At 62.5% G+C, this 18,217-nt stretch carries 14 protein-coding genes and 1 pseudogene; 12 read left to right on the top strand and 3 right to left on the bottom strand.

Translation table 11 applies throughout. The features are described 5' to 3' along the window. Positions 1-7: 7 nt before the first annotated feature. Entirely contained in the window at positions 8-1,564 is a 1,557-nt protein-coding gene (locus J5Y21_RS01890; RefSeq protein WP_210572195.1) for a mechanosensitive ion channel family protein, read from the bottom strand. Positions 1,565-1,779: 215 nt separating this feature from the next. On the opposite strand from J5Y21_RS01890, the pseudogene J5Y21_RS01885 reads away from it, so the two are divergent. From J5Y21_RS01885 to ilvC, 3 genes and pseudogenes are all read left to right on the top strand, one after another. Beyond that, positions 1,780-3,642 (top strand): annotated as a pseudogene (locus tag J5Y21_RS01885) (acetolactate synthase large subunit); the annotation flags it as partial. A gap of 2 nt (positions 3,643-3,644) precedes the next feature. Next, positions 3,645-4,172: an acetolactate synthase small subunit gene (ilvN, locus tag J5Y21_RS01880; RefSeq protein WP_210572302.1), complete on the top strand. Its 528-nt coding sequence runs from the start codon at positions 3,645-3,647 to the stop codon at positions 4,170-4,172. 170 nt (positions 4,173-4,342) lie between these two features. Continuing rightward, entirely contained in the window at positions 4,343-5,359 is a 1,017-nt protein-coding gene (gene ilvC, locus J5Y21_RS01875; protein ID WP_210572192.1) for a ketol-acid reductoisomerase, read from the top strand. Between the two features lie 220 nt (positions 5,360-5,579). On the opposite strand, the gene J5Y21_RS01870 is transcribed toward ilvC, so the two are convergent. Beyond that, on the bottom strand, positions 5,580-6,188 hold the full coding sequence (locus tag J5Y21_RS01870) for a hypothetical protein (RefSeq protein WP_210572191.1): 609 nt from the start codon (positions 6,186-6,188) through the stop codon (positions 5,580-5,582). 235 nt (positions 6,189-6,423) lie between these two features. Between J5Y21_RS01870 and J5Y21_RS01865 the strand changes: the two genes are divergently transcribed. Genes J5Y21_RS01865 through J5Y21_RS01835 form a run of 7 tightly spaced genes read left to right on the top strand, consistent with a single transcriptional unit; the run spans position 6,424 to position 15,268 of the window. Continuing rightward, entirely contained in the window at positions 6,424-7,371 is a 948-nt protein-coding gene (locus tag J5Y21_RS01865) for a cation diffusion facilitator family transporter (RefSeq protein WP_210572190.1), read from the top strand. Between the two features lie 15 nt (positions 7,372-7,386). Continuing rightward, positions 7,387-9,162: a DUF262 domain-containing protein gene (locus J5Y21_RS01860; RefSeq protein ID WP_210572189.1), complete on the top strand. Its 1,776-nt coding sequence runs from the start codon at positions 7,387-7,389 to the stop codon at positions 9,160-9,162. Then, on the top strand, positions 9,159-10,094 hold the full coding sequence (locus J5Y21_RS01855; RefSeq protein WP_210572188.1) for a hypothetical protein: 936 nt from the start codon (positions 9,159-9,161) through the stop codon (positions 10,092-10,094). The genes J5Y21_RS01860 and J5Y21_RS01855 overlap by 4 nt, the downstream gene beginning before the upstream one ends. Positions 10,095-10,139: 45 nt before the next feature. Next, on the top strand, positions 10,140-11,756 hold the full coding sequence (serA, locus tag J5Y21_RS01850) for a phosphoglycerate dehydrogenase (RefSeq protein WP_210572187.1): 1,617 nt from the start codon (positions 10,140-10,142) through the stop codon (positions 11,754-11,756). 52 nt (positions 11,757-11,808) lie between these two features. After that, a complete protein-coding gene (locus J5Y21_RS01845; protein WP_210572184.1) occupies positions 11,809-12,858 on the top strand; it encodes a 3-isopropylmalate dehydrogenase in 1,050 nt (349 codons plus the stop codon). A 10-nt stretch (positions 12,859-12,868) separates the two neighbouring features. Continuing rightward, positions 12,869-14,416: a cell wall-binding repeat-containing protein gene (locus tag J5Y21_RS01840; RefSeq protein ID WP_210572176.1), complete on the top strand. Its 1,548-nt coding sequence runs from the start codon at positions 12,869-12,871 to the stop codon at positions 14,414-14,416. A gap of 60 nt (positions 14,417-14,476) precedes the next feature. After that, on the top strand, positions 14,477-15,268 hold the full coding sequence (locus J5Y21_RS01835) for a fumarylacetoacetate hydrolase family protein (protein ID WP_210572174.1): 792 nt from the start codon (positions 14,477-14,479) through the stop codon (positions 15,266-15,268). Between the two features lie 7 nt (positions 15,269-15,275). On the opposite strand, the gene J5Y21_RS01830 is transcribed toward J5Y21_RS01835, so the two are convergent. Continuing rightward, positions 15,276-16,391 (bottom strand): isochorismate synthase, encoded by a 1,116-nt coding sequence (locus J5Y21_RS01830; protein ID WP_210572171.1) that lies wholly within the window; start codon positions 16,389-16,391, stop codon positions 15,276-15,278. Between the two features lie 2 nt (positions 16,392-16,393). Between J5Y21_RS01830 and J5Y21_RS01825 the strand changes: the two genes are divergently transcribed. Together J5Y21_RS01825 and gltX are read left to right on the top strand one after the other, a co-directional pair. Beyond that, the gene (locus J5Y21_RS01825) at positions 16,394-16,555 is read left to right on the top strand and encodes a hypothetical protein (RefSeq protein WP_210572170.1); all 162 of its coding nucleotides are present in this window, start codon (positions 16,394-16,396) and stop codon (positions 16,553-16,555) included. A 46-nt stretch (positions 16,556-16,601) separates the two neighbouring features. Next, the gene (gltX, locus tag J5Y21_RS01820) at positions 16,602-18,095 is read left to right on the top strand and encodes a glutamate--tRNA ligase (RefSeq protein WP_210572168.1); all 1,494 of its coding nucleotides are present in this window, start codon (positions 16,602-16,604) and stop codon (positions 18,093-18,095) included. Positions 18,096-18,217 lie beyond the last annotated feature (122 nt).

Below are 18,217 nucleotides of genomic sequence, written 5' to 3'. Positions count from 1 at the left end.
TGTCATGCTATCGGGGGTCTGGACTCGCGTTCTCCCCCGGGGTAGAAGCGGGGGCGCTTTGCTCCACTGGTTCGCTGGCCGGCTCGGAGGGCTCGGCGCTTTCAGTCGGTTGCTCCTGCGAACGCGGCTGCACTGATTCCTGCGCTCCGGAAGATGCAGCCGGGGCAGGTGCGGGCTCAGTGGAGTCCCCGTTTCCCGGTTGTTCAGTGCCGGTGGTTTCTTCGTGTGGCGCATCTGTCTGGGTCGGCTCATCCGAAGAATCGCTGGGAGGGGGCGTGGTTGCCTCAGCCGACGAGGTAGTCGGGCGCGGCGGCGCGAGAATGCCGGAGCGAGCTTCGCTGGTCTCTCCCTCCAACATCATGCCGCGAAGGAGGAGCAGGCCGAGGAGCAGTGCGATGAGCAGGCCCGTCGATGCCCTCACACGGCCACCGAACGTGCCGAGTGCATGATGCGTTTGCTGCTTGGTGGGATTCGCGGCGGGATCTTCTTCCGCTGGGACTTCCTCGTGGTCGCTCAGTTCAGGGTCCGGGTTCGTGCCCACACCGGAACTCAGCTCGGGGATGTCTGTGGCCGGCTCGTCATTGACAGCAGACGTCACAGCGGTGCTCCCGGCGCCGGCTTGAGCTGCTTCGGAATAGTCCTCGGCCCAACCGGACTTGTAGCGGCTGGCGGAAACGGCGGGGAAGGCCTCCGTGGCATCGTCGTCAAGCGGTTGCGTCGCTGTCTGCGAACCGTATTCGTCGAAGAATTCCTCGAGAATATGGACGCGCAGTGCACGCTCAACGGGGAACTGGTCGCCAGGCGCGCACCGCACCATGAAGCGAACATCCAGCGTCCACGGCATACCGACCGTGTTTGGCGGATTGATTTGGATGCCCGGCTGCGACATCAACTCGCCGCGAATCAGCGGTGCGATCTCCGGGTTTGCCAACGCCTTTCGCGCGGCGCGTTCGGCTCGCGCGATCACTTCATCGACATCGCGCGAACGAGCAAGTGGGACAGGCACGACGACCAGTGCCCGAGACCAGATATTGGAATTGTTGATGCACACCTGCGCCGTCGAATTCGGGATGGTCACCGTGTTCTGCTCGAGCGTGCGGATCTGCGTGGCGCGCATCGTGATCTGAATGACGTCGCCCGTGATTTCCGTGCCGTTGATTTGGAACGTGACAAGGTCGCCAACGCCGTATTGCTTCTCCGTGAGAATAAAAAAGCCCGCGAAGAAATCCGAAATGATGGACTGCGCGCCGAAACCGACTGCGGCGGAAACAACCGTGGCCGGAATGGCCGCGCCGGCGAGCGAGAAGCCGATCTGCTGGAGGAAGAAAACGAGGATCAAAAAGAACGCCAGCAACTGGACGATATAAATGACCACACCAGCGATGGCCAGCGAAGACTTGCCTTCGTCCGAGTCCTTCGAGTCCGCTATCTGGCGCTCGACATAACGGTTGGCGAGACGGCCCGCACGCGGCACGAGCATCGCGACGATAATGAGGAGGGCGAGGTTGATTCCGGTGTCGGCCAACCACCGCCATATGTTTTCGAGAATAAGTGAGAAAGGCATAGCAGTTCCAGATTATCCTCATTTTCCCTATAGATCCCTGGGAAATGTGTATCCTCAAGTCATGATCTTCATCGACCTAGTAGCAGTGATTCGCGCGGCGCTTGTCCCTCGCGCGACGTACTTGCATACGTAGACGTCGAACGACAAGCGCCCCCGCCTAAGGATTTAGAGCGGGGGCGTTTTTCGTAGATCACCAGAGTGCTGACAACTCATCAAAGGAGTTCGGAAAAGTGGCAGCGTCACAGAAGAAACAGGTAGAGCGGATGACAGGCGCGGAAGCCATCGTCCGCAGCCTCGAAGAGCTGGGCACCGAGATCGTTTTCGGCATTCCAGGGGGAGCGGTCCTTCCGCTTTACGACGCCCTGTTTGCCGCGAAACAGCTGCGCCACGTTTTGGTACGCCATGAGCAGGGTGGCGGACACGCCGCTGAAGGCTACGCGTTGGCGTCCGGAAAAGTCGGCGTGTGCGTGGCTACCTCAGGCCCCGGGGCGACCAACCTCGTTACCGCACTAGCCGATGCGTACCTCGACTCGGTGCCGATCGTGGCCATTACTGGTCAGGTGGGAACCCCACTGCTGGGAACCGATGCGTTCCAGGAGGCCGATATCCGCGGCATCACCATGCCGATCACGAAGCACAGCATCATGGTGACCGACGTGGAGGAGATCCCGCAGGCGCTCGCCGAGGCCTTCCATCTCGCCAGCACCGGTAGGCCAGGACCCGTCCTGGTCGACTTCCCGAAGGATGTCCAGAACGCCGAGATCGACTTCGCGTGGCCGCCAGTCATCGACCTGCCCGGTTACAAGCCGACGACGACTCCGCACGGCCGCCAGATCTCTTCGGCCGCGAAGATGATCGCCAAGGCAAAGCGCCCGGTGATCTATGCCGGCGGCGGCATCATCAAGGCAAACGCTTCCAAAGAACTGCTCAAGTTCGCGGAGCTCACCGGTGTTCCTGTCGTGACTACGCTCATGGCGCTCGGTGCATTTCCGACGAATCACCCGCTGAACATGGGCATGCCCGGCATGCACGGCACGGTCCCCGCCGTGGCAGCCCTGCAGAAGGCGGACCTGTTGATCACCATCGGTGCGCGTTTCGACGATCGCGTCACCGGCGACCCCGAGCACTTCGCCCCCGACGCCAAGGTGATCCACGCCGATGTCGACCCCGCTGAGATCGGCAAGATCCGACCCGTGGACGTCCCGATCGTCGGCGACGCCAAGGAAGTCCTGAGTCAGCTCGCCGAGCCGTTCAAGAAGGGCAAGAAGGTCTCCGCACCTAAGATCGGGGAGTGGAAGGACTACCTGGGCGATATGAAGGAGCGCTTCCCGCGCGGCTACGAGAAGCATGCCGACGGAACGCTGTCGCCGCAGTTCGTCATCGAGACCCTGTCCAAGGAAGTCGGCCCAGAGGCCATCTACGTTGCCGGTGTCGGCCAGCACCAGATGTGGTCCGCACAGTTCCTCGACTTCGAGCACCCGCGCACCTGGCTCAATTCTGGTGGATTGGGAACGATGGGCTATTCCATCCCGGCCGCACTCGGCGCGAAAGCCGCCTGCCCCGACAAGGAAGTCTGGGCCATCGACGGTGACGGTTGCTTCCAGATGACCAACCAGGAAATCACCACCGCGGCTGTTGAAGGCTTCCCGTTCAAGGTCGCCCTGATCAACAACGGCAACCTGGGCATGGTCCGCCAATGGCAGACCCTGTTCTACGACGGCCACTACTCGCACACCAAGCTGCACCAGGACGAGACCTACATCCCGGACTTCCTCGGCTTGGCCAGCGCGCTCGGTGCTGAAGCCATCCGCGTCACCACCGAGGAAGAGGTTCTGCCCGCCATCAAGCGCGCCCGCGAGATCAACGACCGCCCGGTCCTCATCGACTTCGTCGTCGGCGAGGATGCCCAGGTGTGGCCCATGATCTCCGCCGGCAGTTCCAATTCGGAAATCCAGTACGCGCGCGATTTGCGCCCGCTTTTCGACGAAGACATGTCCGCCGGCGAATCCCCCGCCGACATCCACGAGACCGTGACCGAGAGTTTTGCCGATGCTCCGACCGAAGCGGAGGAAAAATAATGATGAACAACAATCCCATCTATGACGATGTCACCCGTAGCGTCGTGTCCGTTCTGGTGCAGGACGTTGACGGCATCATCACCCGCGTGACTGCGATGTTCACCCGTCGCGGTTTCAACCTGGTCTCGCTCACATCCGCGAAGACCGAGACCGAGGGCATTAACCGTCTGACGGTCGTCGTCGACGCCTCCGAGCACGCCGTCGAGCAGTTGACCAAGCAGTTGAACAAGCTGGTCCAAGTGATCAAGGTCGTGCGCCTCGAGGAGGAGAACACCATCGCCCGCTCCTTGATGCTGGTCAAGGTCAACGCTAATAACAGCAACCGTCCGCAGGTCGTCGATGCCGCCAACATCTTCCGGGCCCGTATTGTCGACGTCGCTCCAGAGTCTGTGGTGATTGAAGCGACTGGCACGACGAGCAAGCTTCGCGCGTTCCTCGATGTGCTCGAGCCATTCGGGGTGCGCGAGCTGGTCCAGTCTGGTCGTGTCGCTCTGAATCGTGGACCGAAGACGATGGCATCTTCCAAGTAGCGGCCCTTTAGCCCGGGGCCTCCTAAAAACGGGCCGAGATCCCACACAAACTCGTCCGTGTCCCGTATAGTGAAACTTGTCGCCCAATATGCGGGACACGTTCTATAAAACTCAGAATGTGCACAGCGCTCCGGCGCACAGCAATCAACAGAAAGGTGAGTGCTTCGCTCATGGCAATTGAAGTCTTCTACGACGACGACGCTGATCTGTCCATCATCCAGGGACGCAAGGTCGCAGTTATCGGTTACGGTTCCCAGGGGCATGCGCACGCGCAGAACCTGCGCGAGTCCGGCGTCGAGGTGGTCATCGGCCTGCGCGACGGCTCCAAGTCTGCCGACAAGGCACGCGAGGCCGGCTTCGAGGTCAAGACCAACGCTGAGGCTGCAAAGTGGGCCGATGTGATCATGCTGCTCGCCCCGGACACCTCTCAGGCCGAGATCTTCTCGAATGACATCGAGCCGAACCTGAACGACGGCGATGCCCTCTTCTTTGGCCACGGCCTGAATATCCACTTCAAGCTCATTGACCCGGCCGACAACATCACCGTCGCCATGGTCGCCCCGAAGGGCCCGGGCCACTTGGTTCGCCGCACCTTCACCGACGGCAAGGGTGTTCCGTGCCTGATCGCCGTCGAGCAGGATCCGACTGGCAACGGCCAGGCGCTGGCTCTGTCGTATGCCGCCGCCATCGGTGGCGCACGCGCCGGCGTCATCCCGACGACCTTCGAAGCTGAGACCGTCACCGACCTCTTCGGTGAGCAGGCTGTTCTCTGCGGTGGCCTGGAGGAACTGATCAAGAATGGCTTCGATGTCCTGACCGAGGCCGGCTACGAGCCTGAGATGGCCTACTTCGAGTGCCTCCACGAGATGAAGCTCATCGTCGACCTCATTTACGAGGGCGGCCTGGCCAACATGAACTACTCCGTCTCTGACACCGCGGAGTTCGGTGGCTACCTGTCCGGTCCCCGCGTTGTCGACGAGGGTGCCAAGGATCGCATGCGTGAGGTCCTCAAGGATATTCAGTCCGGTGAGTTCACCAATCGACTGATCGCGAATGTCGACGGCGGCAACAAGGAGCTCGAGGGTCTGCGCGACAAGGTTGCTCAGCACCCGATCGAGAAGACCGGTGCTCAGCTGCGCGAAATGATGAGCTGGGTTCAGAATCCTCTGAACGACACCGCCCGCTAAATCACAGGCAACGCTGGTGAATCTGTTTACATTTTCCACCAGCACAAATTTCGCTGAAAGCTGTCTACCTAGTCTCATGGTGCGGAGCGCATAAGCGCGATGTAAACAGATTCACCAGTGGGATGTGTGATGGGGCGATCTGGGGGGGCAGAAATGAATGAACCCCGCGTCCCTAGAGCGGGAAGCGCGGGGTGGTTGCCGGAGAACCGGCTAACCGTTTTTAGTTGGTGGCGTTGCCGACTGCATCGCCGACAGCACCGGTTGCGTCGCCAGCTGCATCGCCAGCAGCGTCAGCAGCGTTGCCGGCAGCGTCGCCAGCGCCCTCAACTGCGTCGCCGACAGCGCCGGTAGCGTCGCTAGCTGCATCGCCAGCAGCGCCGGTTGCGTCGCCAGCAGCATCGCCAGCGGTGGTGGTCACGTCGACGGTGGTGGTGCCGGTGACCTCGGTGGAGCCCCCGGTGGACTCGTCGTCGCCGCCGCCCTTGACCAGGGACCAGATCAGCAGGCCGAGAAGCACCAGGGCCAGCAGGCCGAGCAGCCACTTCCACCAGCCGCTGCCGCCTTCGCTCTCCTCGACAGCGGTGGAGCCGCCGGTGGTTGTCGGACGGGAGTTGGTGCGGACCTCGCGGGTAGCGGTGTTGTCAGCCGGCTTAATGCGCTCCTCGCTGACGCGAGTCTCGTTCAGCTTGTCGCCGATGCGGGTCTCGTCGATCTTGTCGCCGATGCGGGTGTCGTTCAGCTTGTCGGTGACGCGCTCGCCGTGTGCGAGACGGTCAGCGGCTTCCTTCGGCAGCTTGTTGGTCGGGTCGTTCGGGTTCTTGCTGGTCATAATGTGACCACCTTTCTAATAAGGTTGTTATCTAACAGACCGTGCTTGAACAGTCAGCGCCCCACAGTAACAGCATTTCGGAGCCGTCGACGTGTTCTGTGTCACGTTCATGTCGATCCAGGTCATGTTTGAAGTGGTGCACACCATGGTCTGTGCAGGTGAGGCGAAAGATCGCGCGATCAGCGCGTTTTCATTCCCTTTTCATTAAGCGTCAAACTGTCATACAGTGGTAACCATGACGGAACACAGTCACGGCCACGGGCACGGGCACGACCATGGACACAGCCACAGCCACGACCATAACGCCAGCGACGCCCCGCTATGGGCGCTGGGGACGGCGTTGGCGATTACCGGTGTGGTGTTCTTCGCGGAGTTGATCGGTGGCTGGCTGTCCGGGTCGATGGCGCTCATGGCCGATGCGATGCATATGTTGTCGGATGCGACAGGGCTGATCATCGCGTTGGTCGCGGTGGCTGTGGGGCGGAAACCGGTGTCGCGATACGCGACATTCGGGTACCGGCGTGCGGAGGTTCTTGCCGCGGCTTTCAACGCTGTGATGGTGGCGGCGATCTCGGTGTGGATCGTTGTGGAGGCGGTGCAGCGGATCGGGAGCCCGGAGGAGGTCCAGACGCGGGCGATGATCATCGTGGCGGTGGTCGGCCTGATCGCGAATGTGGTGTCGGCGCTGGTGCTGCAGTCCCAAAGAGAGCACTCGGTGAATATCGAGGGGGCATTCCTTCACGTAATGGTCGACTTGCTCGGGTCAGTCGCTGTGATCGCCGCCGGTGTGGTCATCGCGGTGACAGGATTCACCGGTGCGGACGTTGTGGCCTCGCTCATCATCGCTGGGTTGGTGCTGCCGAGGGCGTGGGGGTTGCTGAAGGCGTCGATAAGCGTGCTGCTTGAACGCGTCCCGGCGGGGATCGATCCCGTCAACGTGGGGAACGCGCTGGTCGCGTTGGATGGTGTGGATGCGATTCATGACCTGCACCTGTGGTCGGCTGGCGGGCGTGACGTGCTGTGCACGGTGCACCTGATTACGCGGGCGGATCACGGACAGTTGCTGGATCGTGCGCAGGGGCGGTTGCGGGAGCTCGGCATTGAGCACGCGACCATTCAAATTGAAGGGCCCGGGCACTTTGAGCACGAGGTTTATTGCGCCCCTCACGGTGACCGCGAGTGATCTAAAGTTGGGGTCATGGGGTTTACCACGCCGAGCTACTCCTTGACCGATCTGTTCGCGCGCGCTGAGCGGGGCGAACTGCAAACGCCGGATTTCCAGCACACCTACCTATGGGATGTGGACCGCACGCGCACGCTATTGGCGTCGGTGCTGCGCGGCTACCCGGTGGGAACGCTCTTGGCGCTGGACACGCGCAACGAGCCCATGCGTTTTCGTCCCCGTCCCTTGCAGGGTGCGCCGGAGACCGGGGAGCAGCCAGGGCTGCTGCTTCTTGATGGGCAGCAGCGACTGTCCTCGTTGTACCTGTCTATGCAGGGCGACGGGCGGATTGAAGTTCTCGACTTTCGTGGGCGACGCATTTTCCGCCGCTTCTTCGTCGACGTGCGCGCGGCGGTCGCTGCAGACCCGATGCCGACGGAGGCTGTGTTCGCAGTCGACGATGACGGTATCGTGCGCTCGCATTTCGGCCCGCTTATCGACGGAGGCGTGACCGGCCGCCAGACCATGCTCGATAATTTCATCGTGCCGGTCTCCTCGCTGTTGTGGGAGGAGGGCAACGACCTGCTCTTCGATATGGCTGCGAGCACCGACGACCCGGCAATCCGCGAAGATGTGAAGGAATTCCACCGGCGCATCCTGCGTCCGCTCGCCGCTTACGACCTGCCCATGACGCGCCTCGATCGCGGCACCTCCCAGATCGGTGTGGGCCAGATCTTCGCGCAGGCGAATTCGTCCGGCGTGTCCATGGATGTTTTCGAGCTGCTCACTGCGGTGTTCGCGCTCGAAGACCCGGAATTCTCGCTCGCCGCCCACTGGGAGAAGACTGAGGCGGTGTTGCGCGAACATCCTGCGCTCAACGAGATCGACCGTGTGCGCTTCCTGCGCGGCGTCTCGCTTCTGGTCACCAGTACGACGGGGCCGGCACGTGGCCACCGCGGCGATATTTTGAACCTGAGCCTGCACGACTACCTCTGGGCGTCGCGCGATTTGCTTGCGGCTTTCGAGCGTGCCGCCGAATTCTTGTCGGATCGGTGCATTTTCACTGTCGACCAGGTGCCGTACTCCCACCAGCTGGTGCCGCTGGCAGTGATCTTGGCTCGCCTGTCCTGGGAGGAAGGGTGCCTTGAGCAGCAGACCACGTGGGACCGCATCAACCAGTGGTACTGGAATGGCGTTTTCGGGGAACTCTACGGCGCTCATGCTCCGTCGATCCGCGCCGGCTCGGATGTCGATCAGGTCACCCCGTGGGCAAAGGGGGAGACCGATACGGTTCCGAAGACGGTCGAAGATGCTTTCTTCAATGAGTCCCGCTTGATCAGCGCCCGCGCGGACTCCGGTGTATACCGCGGCTTGTTCTCCCTGTTGATGGCGCGTGGTGCCCGTGATTGGCGCACCGGCAAGACTTTCACCGCCGAGACAGTCGAGGAATTGCAGCCGGGCTTCCATCAGGTTTTCCCGGACGGTTTCTGCCGCGGCAAGGGTGTCGATCCGGACTTGGCAGAGTCGGTGTTGAATCGGACCCCGTTAGGCAAGCGCACTGAGGCGATCATGGAGGATGCGGACCCGAAGCGCTATCTCTCCCGCTTGCAGTCCAAGGCGATCATGGAGGACGAGGAATTCGACACAGTCCTTGCCACCCACGAACTCGAACCGGATTACCTGTTCACCTCTAACTGGCAGGCCTATTTCGTGGATCGCCGCGACCGCTTGGTGGGGATCATCGAGTACGCGATGGACAAACCCGTGATCATCGATGACGCAGGGGATGGGGCAGAAAGCGGCACTGAATGACCGGAACCAACAAACGCGGCGGTATTCAGCTCGCCGCAGTAGTGGCATCCGCGTCGTTGCTGCTGGCCGGGTGCGCCAGCGATGACGGGGAAGATGAGCCGCAGGTCGACCGCATGCTGCAAGATGCCCGCACCGTGAACCAGTCGCGGCATGTCTCGGAACGCTTTGAACCGCATCCGGTGGTGATGGATGATCCAGATGGTTTCGCCACCAGCGAGTTGTTCTTCCCGTCCTCGGAGGTGCTCATCCTCGCCGACGAGACTCCCGCTGCGCAGCTGCGTGCAGCATCGCTGGCGGTGGTGGCGCATGCGCCGATGCTGATCTATCGGAGCGAGAAGCATTCGGATGTGATCCGCGAGATTGAGCGCATGTCCACCCACACGGTCTACGCGGTGGGGAAGGTACCGGTGCTGGGGTACACCGAGAAACTGACGGTCATCAAGGACCCGGGCGATCAGGAAGCGCTGGAGGAAGCGACTGCTCTGCAATTCGCGGAGCGCGAGGTCCAGCGCCCGGAGGACGCCGCAGCAGCTGTGGCGGGTTTGGCTGACGGTGAGCCGATGTGGCTCCGCGCCGGATACGGTCCGGCCCAGCATGTCGCCGAAGACGCGAAACCCGGCGTGGTGCCCGTGCGCTCCCGACAAGACGCGGCGATGGCACCGCAGGTGATCGCGTGGCCGGAGAGTTCGTTGGCGGCGATTGCCACGGCGCGAGCTTTCGGGGCGACGGTCTATATGACGGATGAACCGGATCCACGGGACAGCCACTTGACGCTCGTGCTCACTGCCGGGCTTGCGGAACGGCCGTTGGTCGCGTTGGGCAAGGCATTTGGCACCAGCGTGGAGCTCGCGCAGCGGATCCGGGAAGCGGAAGAGAAAATTCAGCCGGGAGATTTAAATAATATTTCCTCGCTCCCGCAATCGCCGGATTAAGGTTTAATGAATCAATACTCAATATCAGCCACTACGCAGTAGGAGATGAGCACCGTGACCGCACCCGTGTCCAACCCCGAAGCCAAGCCAGTCGTTCTCATTGCCGACAAGCTCGCCCAGTCCACAGTGGACGCTCTGGGGGATTCCGTGGAGGTGCGTTGGGTTGACGGTCCGAACCGCGAGGAGCTGCTCGCGGCGGTGCCGGAGGCGCAGGCCCTGCTCGTGCGTTCGGCGACCACGGTGGACAGTGAGGTGCTCGAGGCTGCACCGAACCTGCGCATCGTCGGACGTGCAGGCGTGGGTCTGGACAACGTCGATGTCGATACGGCAACGCAGCGCGGCGTGATGGTCGTGAACGCGCCGACATCGAATATCCACTCGGCATGCGAGCACGCGATCGCTCTGTTGTTGTCCACGGCCCGCCAGATTCCGGCCGCAGACAAGACGCTGCGCGATGGCGAGTGGAAGCGTTCGTCGTTCAAGGGCGTGGAGATCTACGGCAAGACGGTCGGCATCGTCGGCTTCGGCCACATCGGCCAGCTGTTCGCGCAGCGTCTCGCCGCATTCGAGACCGAGATCATCGCCTACGATCCGTACGCGAACCCGTCGCGCGCGGCACAGCTCGGCGTCGAGCTCGTGGAGCTGGAGGAGCTTGTCTCCCGCGCAGACTTCGTCACCATCCACCTGCCGAAGACCAAAGAGACGCAGGGCATGTTCAACGCGGAGCTGCTGGCCAAGGCAAAGGAAGGCCAGATCATCATCAACGCCGCACGCGGCGGGCTTGTCGACGAGCAGGCGCTTGCCGACGCCATCTCAAACGGTCCCATCCGCGGCGCCGGCTTCGACGTGTACTCCACTGAGCCGTGCACGGATTCTCCGCTGTTCGCCCTTGAAGAGGTTGTGGTGACGCCGCACCTGGGGGCGTCGACAAGCGAGGCGCAGGACCGTGCGGGCACGGATGTCGCTGGTTCTGTCCTGAAGGCGCTGGCCGGTGAATTCGTTCCGGACGCCGTCAATGTCGTCGGCGGTGCCGTGGGTGAGGAAGTCGCCGTGTGGCTCGAGCTCGCGCGCAAGCTCGGCCTGCTGGCGGGCAAGCTGCTTGACGACGCACCGGTGGCCCTCCGCGTCACCGCCCGCGGCGAGCTGTCCACCGAGGACCCGTCGACTCTGGGCCTGTCCGCTGTGCGCGGTCTGTTCTCCGGCATCGTCGAGGAGCAGGTCACCTTCGTCAACGCACCGGCGATCGCCGAGGCCCGCGGCCTCGATATTGAGACTGGCGTGGCTAACGAGTCCCGCGACCACCGCTCTGCTCTTGAGGTGCAGGTCGTGTCCGCGAATGGTGAGTCCGCCACTGTCGAAGGTGCACTGACGGGACTGGAGCGCGTGGAGAAGATCGTGCGCATCAACGGCCGTGGCGTGGACATGCGCGCGCAGGGTCGCAACCTGTTCCTGTCGTATACCGACAAGCCGGGCGCTCTCGGCAACGTCGGCGCGCAGCTCGGCAACGAAGGAATCAATATCGAGGCCGCAGCCTTGACTCAGTCCGCGAAGGGCGATGGTGCATTCCTCATTCTCCGCGTCGAAGCTGAGGTTCCGTCCGAGCTCGAGGCTGCTATCGCGAATTCCCTCGAGGCGGATTGCTTCCAGCTCGTGCTCGACTAGGCATATACGACGTTTCGCGCATAACAAGCAAGGAAAGTAGGGAAGCTCGACGTTGAAAATTGCGGTTATTGCAGGGGACGGCATCGGTCCCGAGGTGATGGAAGAAGGGCTCAAGGTTCTGCGCGCAGTGCGCGGGGACGTGGAGCTTACCGAGTATGACCTCGGTGCGCGCCGGTACTTGCGCAACGGCGAGCTGCTGACTGATGAGGACCTGGCCAGCTTGCGCGAGCACGACGCGATTTTGCTTGGCGCGATCGGCGACCCGGAGCGCGTCCCGGCTGGTGTGTTGGAGCGCGGTCTGCTGCTGCCGCTGCGTTTCAAGTTGGACCATTACGTGAACCTGCGTCCGTCGAAGCTGTACCCGACGGCGACAAGCCCGCTGGCGAACCCGGGAGAGATCGACTTCGTTGTCGTCCGCGAGGGAACCGAGGGCCTGTACGCCGGCAACGGCGGAACCCTGCGCCAGTGCACACCGGCCGAGGTCGCGTGCGAGGTCTCGCAGAACACCCGATACGGCGTCGAGCGCCTCGTCCGCCACGGTTTCGAGACCGCGATGGCGCGCCGCAAGAAGCTCACGCTCGTGCACAAGACGAACGTGCTCACCAACGCGGGCGCACTGTGGCAGAACACCGTCGACGAGGTGTCGAAGGAGTACCCGGAGGTCGAAGTCGACTACAACCACATCGACGCCGCCACGATCTACATGGTCACTGACCCATCGCGCTACGACGTGATCGTCACCGACAACCTCTTCGGCGACATTCTCACCGACCTTGCCGGCGCGGTCGCCGGCGGCGTGGGTCTGGCGTGCTCCGGCAATATCGATGCGTCCCGGACCAATCCGTCGATGTTCGAGCCGGTCCACGGTTCCGCACCGGATATCGCCGGCAAGGGCCTGGCTGACCCGACCGCGATGATTCTCTCCGTGGCCATGATGCTTCGCTGGCTTGACGACGAAGCATCTGCCGTCCGCATCGAAAACGCCGTCGCCGCGGATGTCTCGGGCCGGAAGGATGCTGCGGATGAAACTGGCAATGATGCTACGGAAACTAGAAGCTTCACGGAAAGGGTCGGAACCCGTATCGCGGAATCCCTGAAGTAGGGTTTTCGTTATGCGTTCGACTTCCCGGTTCACCACGACCGCCGCAGTAATGGCGGCCACTACGATGCTGCTTGCAGGCTGTTCTGCCATCGGGGGTGACGGGAAACAGGGGGAGGACTCTTCTGCCACCGCCGAGAAGGACAGCTTCGCGGCTTCCTTGGTGTCGGACGGGTCCGCGGTCATTGCCGACCCGGATGGTACGGGAGCCGAGGTGTCCCAGAAATTCTTCCCCGAATCCGACACGGTCGTTGTCGCAGAGCCTGACCGGGAGAATCAGCTGAAGGCGGCAGCCATCGCTGTCGAACTCGGCGCGCCAATGCTCATCCGCTACAGCTCCGCCGAGGCCACCGCGGCGGTCGACGCGGAGATTGAGCGCCTCGGCGCCACACGCGTGATCAACGTGGGGCAAAAGGCTGGCGAAGAAGTAGATGGCGAAGACACTCAGCTTATCGCCGACACCCAGCCGGTGACGGCGGACAAGGATGCCGAGATCACGGCGATCGTCGACCATGCCCGCGCTCATGCAGGTGAGGCCGACAAGAGCGGTGAGGGTGAAGTTCCGATCTTCGCCACCGAGCTGACCTCGTTCGCTGCAGCGGCGACAGCGGCAAACAAGCTTCCGGTCACGGTGCTGTCCTACGCGGATCCGCGCGTGACCAAAGAATCGATGGATCAGGTCAACGGCAAGAAGGCGCTCGCGCTCGGCCGCCAATTCGGCAGCAGTGAGCGGTTCCGGAGCACGATCGAATTGGCCAAGAACGGCGAGTTGCCGGGCGGCGGTGGACTCGTGTTCCCGGGGCGCCGCATGATCGCCACGTATGGTCACCCGTCCGGTCCGGCGCTGGGCCAGATGGGCGAGAAGCCGCCGGCCGAAGCTGTGGGCGTGGTGAAGGAATGGGCACGCCAGTACCAGGAGCTCACCGACGAGAAGATCATCCCCGCCTTCGAGGTCATTGCCACTGTCGCGTCCTCGGCGCCGGGCGATGACGGAAACTTCACCAACGAATCGGATCCGGAAGAACTGATCCCGTATATCGACGCGATTACTGAGGCGGGCGGCTATGCAGTCATCGACCTGCAGCCGGGTCTGACGACCTTCAAGGAGCAGGCAGTTCGCTACGAGGAGCTGCTCAAGCGCCCGAATGTGGGCTTGGCGCTCGACGCTGAGTGGAAACTCCAGCCGGGGCAGCAGCCGGCGGCGCAGGTCGGTTCCGCATCCGCTGCAGAGATCAATGAGGCCACGGAATGGCTGGCGAACCTCACTCGTGAGAACGGCCTGCCTCAGAAGGCATTGATCGTGCACCAGTTCCAGGTGGCGATGCTGCCGGACCGTGAGAATATCAATACGTCTGCGCCGGAGTTGTCGTTCATCCTGCACGCAGACGGACATGGCTCGCCGGGGCAGAAATTCGATACGTGGAATGTGATGCGCGAGGATCTGCAGCCGCAGTTCTTCATGGCATGGAAGAACTTCATCGATGAGGACATACCGATGTTCACGCCGGATCAGACGTACAACACGGTCAATCCGCGCCCGTGGTTTGTCAGCTATCAATAATTCAGAATTGAAAGGCTATCCCTAAGCGGTGAGAGTCCACGGTGGCGTATGCTCATTGGCATGCGTTATGGACGAATTGCCACACCTGAGGGAATGACCTTCGCGGTCATCGACGATGACGCGACGACTGCGAAGCAAATCAAGGCGACTCCGTTCACGGAGCCGGAGTACACGGGCAAGGAATGGGCGCTCGAGGACGTGCGTCTGCTCGCCCCGATGCTTCCCAGCAAGGTAGTGGCAATCGGCCGTAACTACGCCGACCACGTGGCCGAGGTGTTCAAGCAGTCCTCGGAGCACCTGCCGCCGACTCTGTTTCTCAAGCCCCCGACAGCAGTGATCGGGCCGGATGCGGCCATCAAGATCCCGGAGTTTGCCACCCGCGTCGAATTCGAGGGCGAGCTCGCTCTCGTCATCGGCCGGCCGTGCAAGAACGTCAAGGCAGAAGACTGGAAGTCAGTCGTGCGGGGCGTGACCATTGTCAATGATGTCTCCTCCCGCGATCTGCAGTTCACCGACGGTCAGTGGGCCCGTGCAAAGGGCATTGACACGTTCTGCCCGCTGGGTCCGTGGATCGAGACTGACCTGGATAAATTTGACTTCGACAACCTGCCGATCAAGGCACACCTGACGCACGACGGCGCCACGGAGACGAAGCAGGATTCGAATTCGAACCAGATGATCTGGAAGTTGGGCAAGATCATCGAGTTCATTACGTCGGCGTACACGCTGCTGCCGGGCGATGTGATTTGCACGGGTTCGCCGGCGGGCACCGCGGAAATGGTGCCGGGGGACACGATCGAGGTCGAGATCGAGGGCATCGGCACACTCCGCAACCCGGTGGAGCGCGCCTAAGCGCTGGTTAAAGGCCGAGCGCGCGCTGGATCGTGCGCAGCTTCGCGGTGGTTTCAGCGAGCTCAGCCTCCGGCTCGGAGGCAGCGACGAGTCCGCCGCCTGCCCATGCGCGGGCAGCGGTGCCGTCGCCATTGACTTCGGCACAGCGGATAGTGACCATGAATTCGCCATCGCCGCTTCGATCGCACCAACCGACGGTCCCGGCGTAGAAGGACCGGTCTGATTCGGCAGTGGTGATCAACGCCTCTGCAGCGTGTTGTGGGGAGCCACAGACAGCCGGGGTGGGGTAGAGCCGGGCGGCCAAATCCAGCGCATTCGGGGCGGGATCGCGCAGTGTGCCGGCAATCGGGGTGGCCAAGTGCCACATCTCATTCGTCTTGGTCAGTACAGGGCGGGAGGGGATGGAGAGTTCGTCGCAAAGCGGGGCGAGGATGTCGCGGATGTGCTCGACGACGTACGCGTGCTCGTCCAAATCCTTGGTGGAATTGGCCAGCGCTTTACCGGCGGCTTCGTCGGCGGCGGGATCGTCGAAAATACGCGCGGCGGATCCGGCGAGGGGATATGAGGAGATCGTGAGTCCCTTGCGTTTGATCAACAGCTCTGGGGAGGAGCCGACGATCATGTGACCGTGTTTTCCAGCGGGCGTGAGGTCGGCGATGAAACCGTCGCGGGTCCGGGAGAGGTCGATCAGGCGCGCGGCGACCGTCCGGGGGTCGACCGGTTCGTCGAAACCGATGTCCACGGCGCGAGCGAGCACGACCTTGTCCAATAACGAGTCATTGATCGTGGCCACGGCAGCTTCCACGCGGCGGAGATGCTCATGCGGTTCCGGGTCATAACCCGTGAGTCGGGCGGAAAGCCGGGCGCCGTCGCCGGTTCGGTAGTAAGCGTGGGGCTCAAGGGGTCCGGGTTCGCGAATGATGCGCTGGGGAACGGTCAGCGCGGCGGGGGCATCGCGGTCGAAGGGGAGTGCGCCGACGACAATGGGGACGTCGCCGCGGTCGAGGGCAGCAATGGCGTCCCAGGCGTCGATAAAGCTCATCTTTGAGCCTTGTGTGCGCACAGAACCGTCCGCGCGGGACAGGAGAAAATCAGGCGCGGAGTCGGGTCTGGGGGATGACATGTGTGCCGATTCTAGTGCGGGGTCGGAGATCGGTTCAGGGGAGGGGGTCGGGTGAGAAGAAGCTGGTGCAGGCCATCAAGGTTCACGGGTCGAACCACTTCTGGTGGTACAACCCGTCCACCGCGAACGATATGTGGGCAGTGCTGTCCCGCGTGAGCAAATAAACTGCCCACGAAATCAGCCGACCTCTAGCGCGCTACAGTTGGGTGCATGACTGACGCACCTGTACGAGTACGTTTTTGCCCTTCGCCGACCGGAACGCCCCACGTGGGGATGGTCCGGACGGCGCTTTTCAATTGGGCGCAAGCTAGACACACCGGCGGCACCCTGGTGTTCCGTATCGAGGACACGGATGCCGCCCGTGATTCCGAGGAGTCCTACCAGGCGATCATCGATTCGCTGACGTGGCTCGGCATGGAATGGGACGAAGGTGTGGTCAAGGGGGGACCGCATGAGCCGTACCGCCAGTCCCAGCGCATGGACATCTACAAGGAGATCCTGGACAAGCTGATCGAGGCTGGCGAGGTCTACCCGGCGTACTCCACGGCCGACGAGGTCAAGGAGCGGCACATCGCCGCCGGCCGCGACCCGCAGCTCGGCTACGACAATTTCGACCGCGATCTCACTGACGAGCAGGTCGCGGCGTTCAAGGCGGAGGGCCGCGAGCCGGTCTGGCGCCTGCGCATGCCGGAGAAAGACTGGAAGTGGCACGACCTGGTTCGCGGCGACGTGGAATTCAAGGCATCCACCCAGCCGGATTATGTCGTGGCGCGCTCCAATGGTGCACCGCTGTACACCCTGGTCAATCCCGTCGATGACGCGCTCATGGGCATCACGCACGTGCTGCGCGGCGAGGACTTGCTCTCGTCCACCCCGCGTCAGCTGGCGCTCTACGAGGCCCTGCAGCGCATCGGGGTCACTGACTTCACGCCCGAATTCGGTCACATGCCATTCGTGATGGGGCAGGGCAACAAGAAGCTGTCCAAGCGTGACCCGGAATCGAACCTGTTCAATCACCGCGACAACGGCATCATTCCCGAGGGCATGATCAACTACCTCGCCCTTCTCGGGTGGTCGCTGTCGGCGGATCAGGACATCTTCACTGTGGAGGAGTTCGTCAATGCCTTCGACATCAACGATGTGCTGGCCAATCCGGCGCGCTTCGATCAGAAGAAGCTCGAGGCCATCAACGCCGACCACATCCGCATGCTCGAGCCGGAGGACTTCAAGAACCGCCTGCGCGAGTACTTGAGTGAGTACACGGACTTCCCAGCGGATTACCCGGAGGATAAATTCGCCGTCGCAGCCGATCTCGTGCAGACCCGCATCAAGATGCTCGGGGACGCTTATGACTTGCTGAAGTTCTTGGTCATCCCGGATGCGGAGCTCACGCTCGACGAGAAGTCGGCAAAGAAGAACCTCAAGGAAGATGCCGTCGAACCGCTCGACGCCGGTATCGCCGCACTCGAGGGCATCAGCGATTGGACGACGGAGAATATCGAGAACGCGCTCAGCGGCGCGCTTATCGACGATCTCGGCCTCAAGCCCCGCAAGGCCTACGGTGCACTGCGCGTGGCTGTGTCCGGTGCAGCTGTTTCGCCGCCGCTGTTCGAGTCGATAGAGCTGCTCGGCCGCGAATCCACCCTGGCTCGCCTGCGTTCCGCGCGGGAGCAGACTCCCTTTGTGCCGGCCTCCGGCGAGTAGGGCGCGCAGCCTGCATTGCTAATCACACCGGTGTGATTACTGGTGGCCTTTTCACTGCTGTTGACCAGCTGATTTGGTCCCGTATCGCCGGTGTGGTTATAGTAATCGTCGTTGTTCAGAGC

This window comes from Corynebacterium sp. Marseille-P3884, assembly GCF_017942225.1.
Taxonomy (GTDB): Bacteria; Actinomycetota; Actinomycetes; order Mycobacteriales; family Mycobacteriaceae; genus Corynebacterium.
This window is presented reverse-complemented; position numbering and strand designations above follow the sequence as displayed.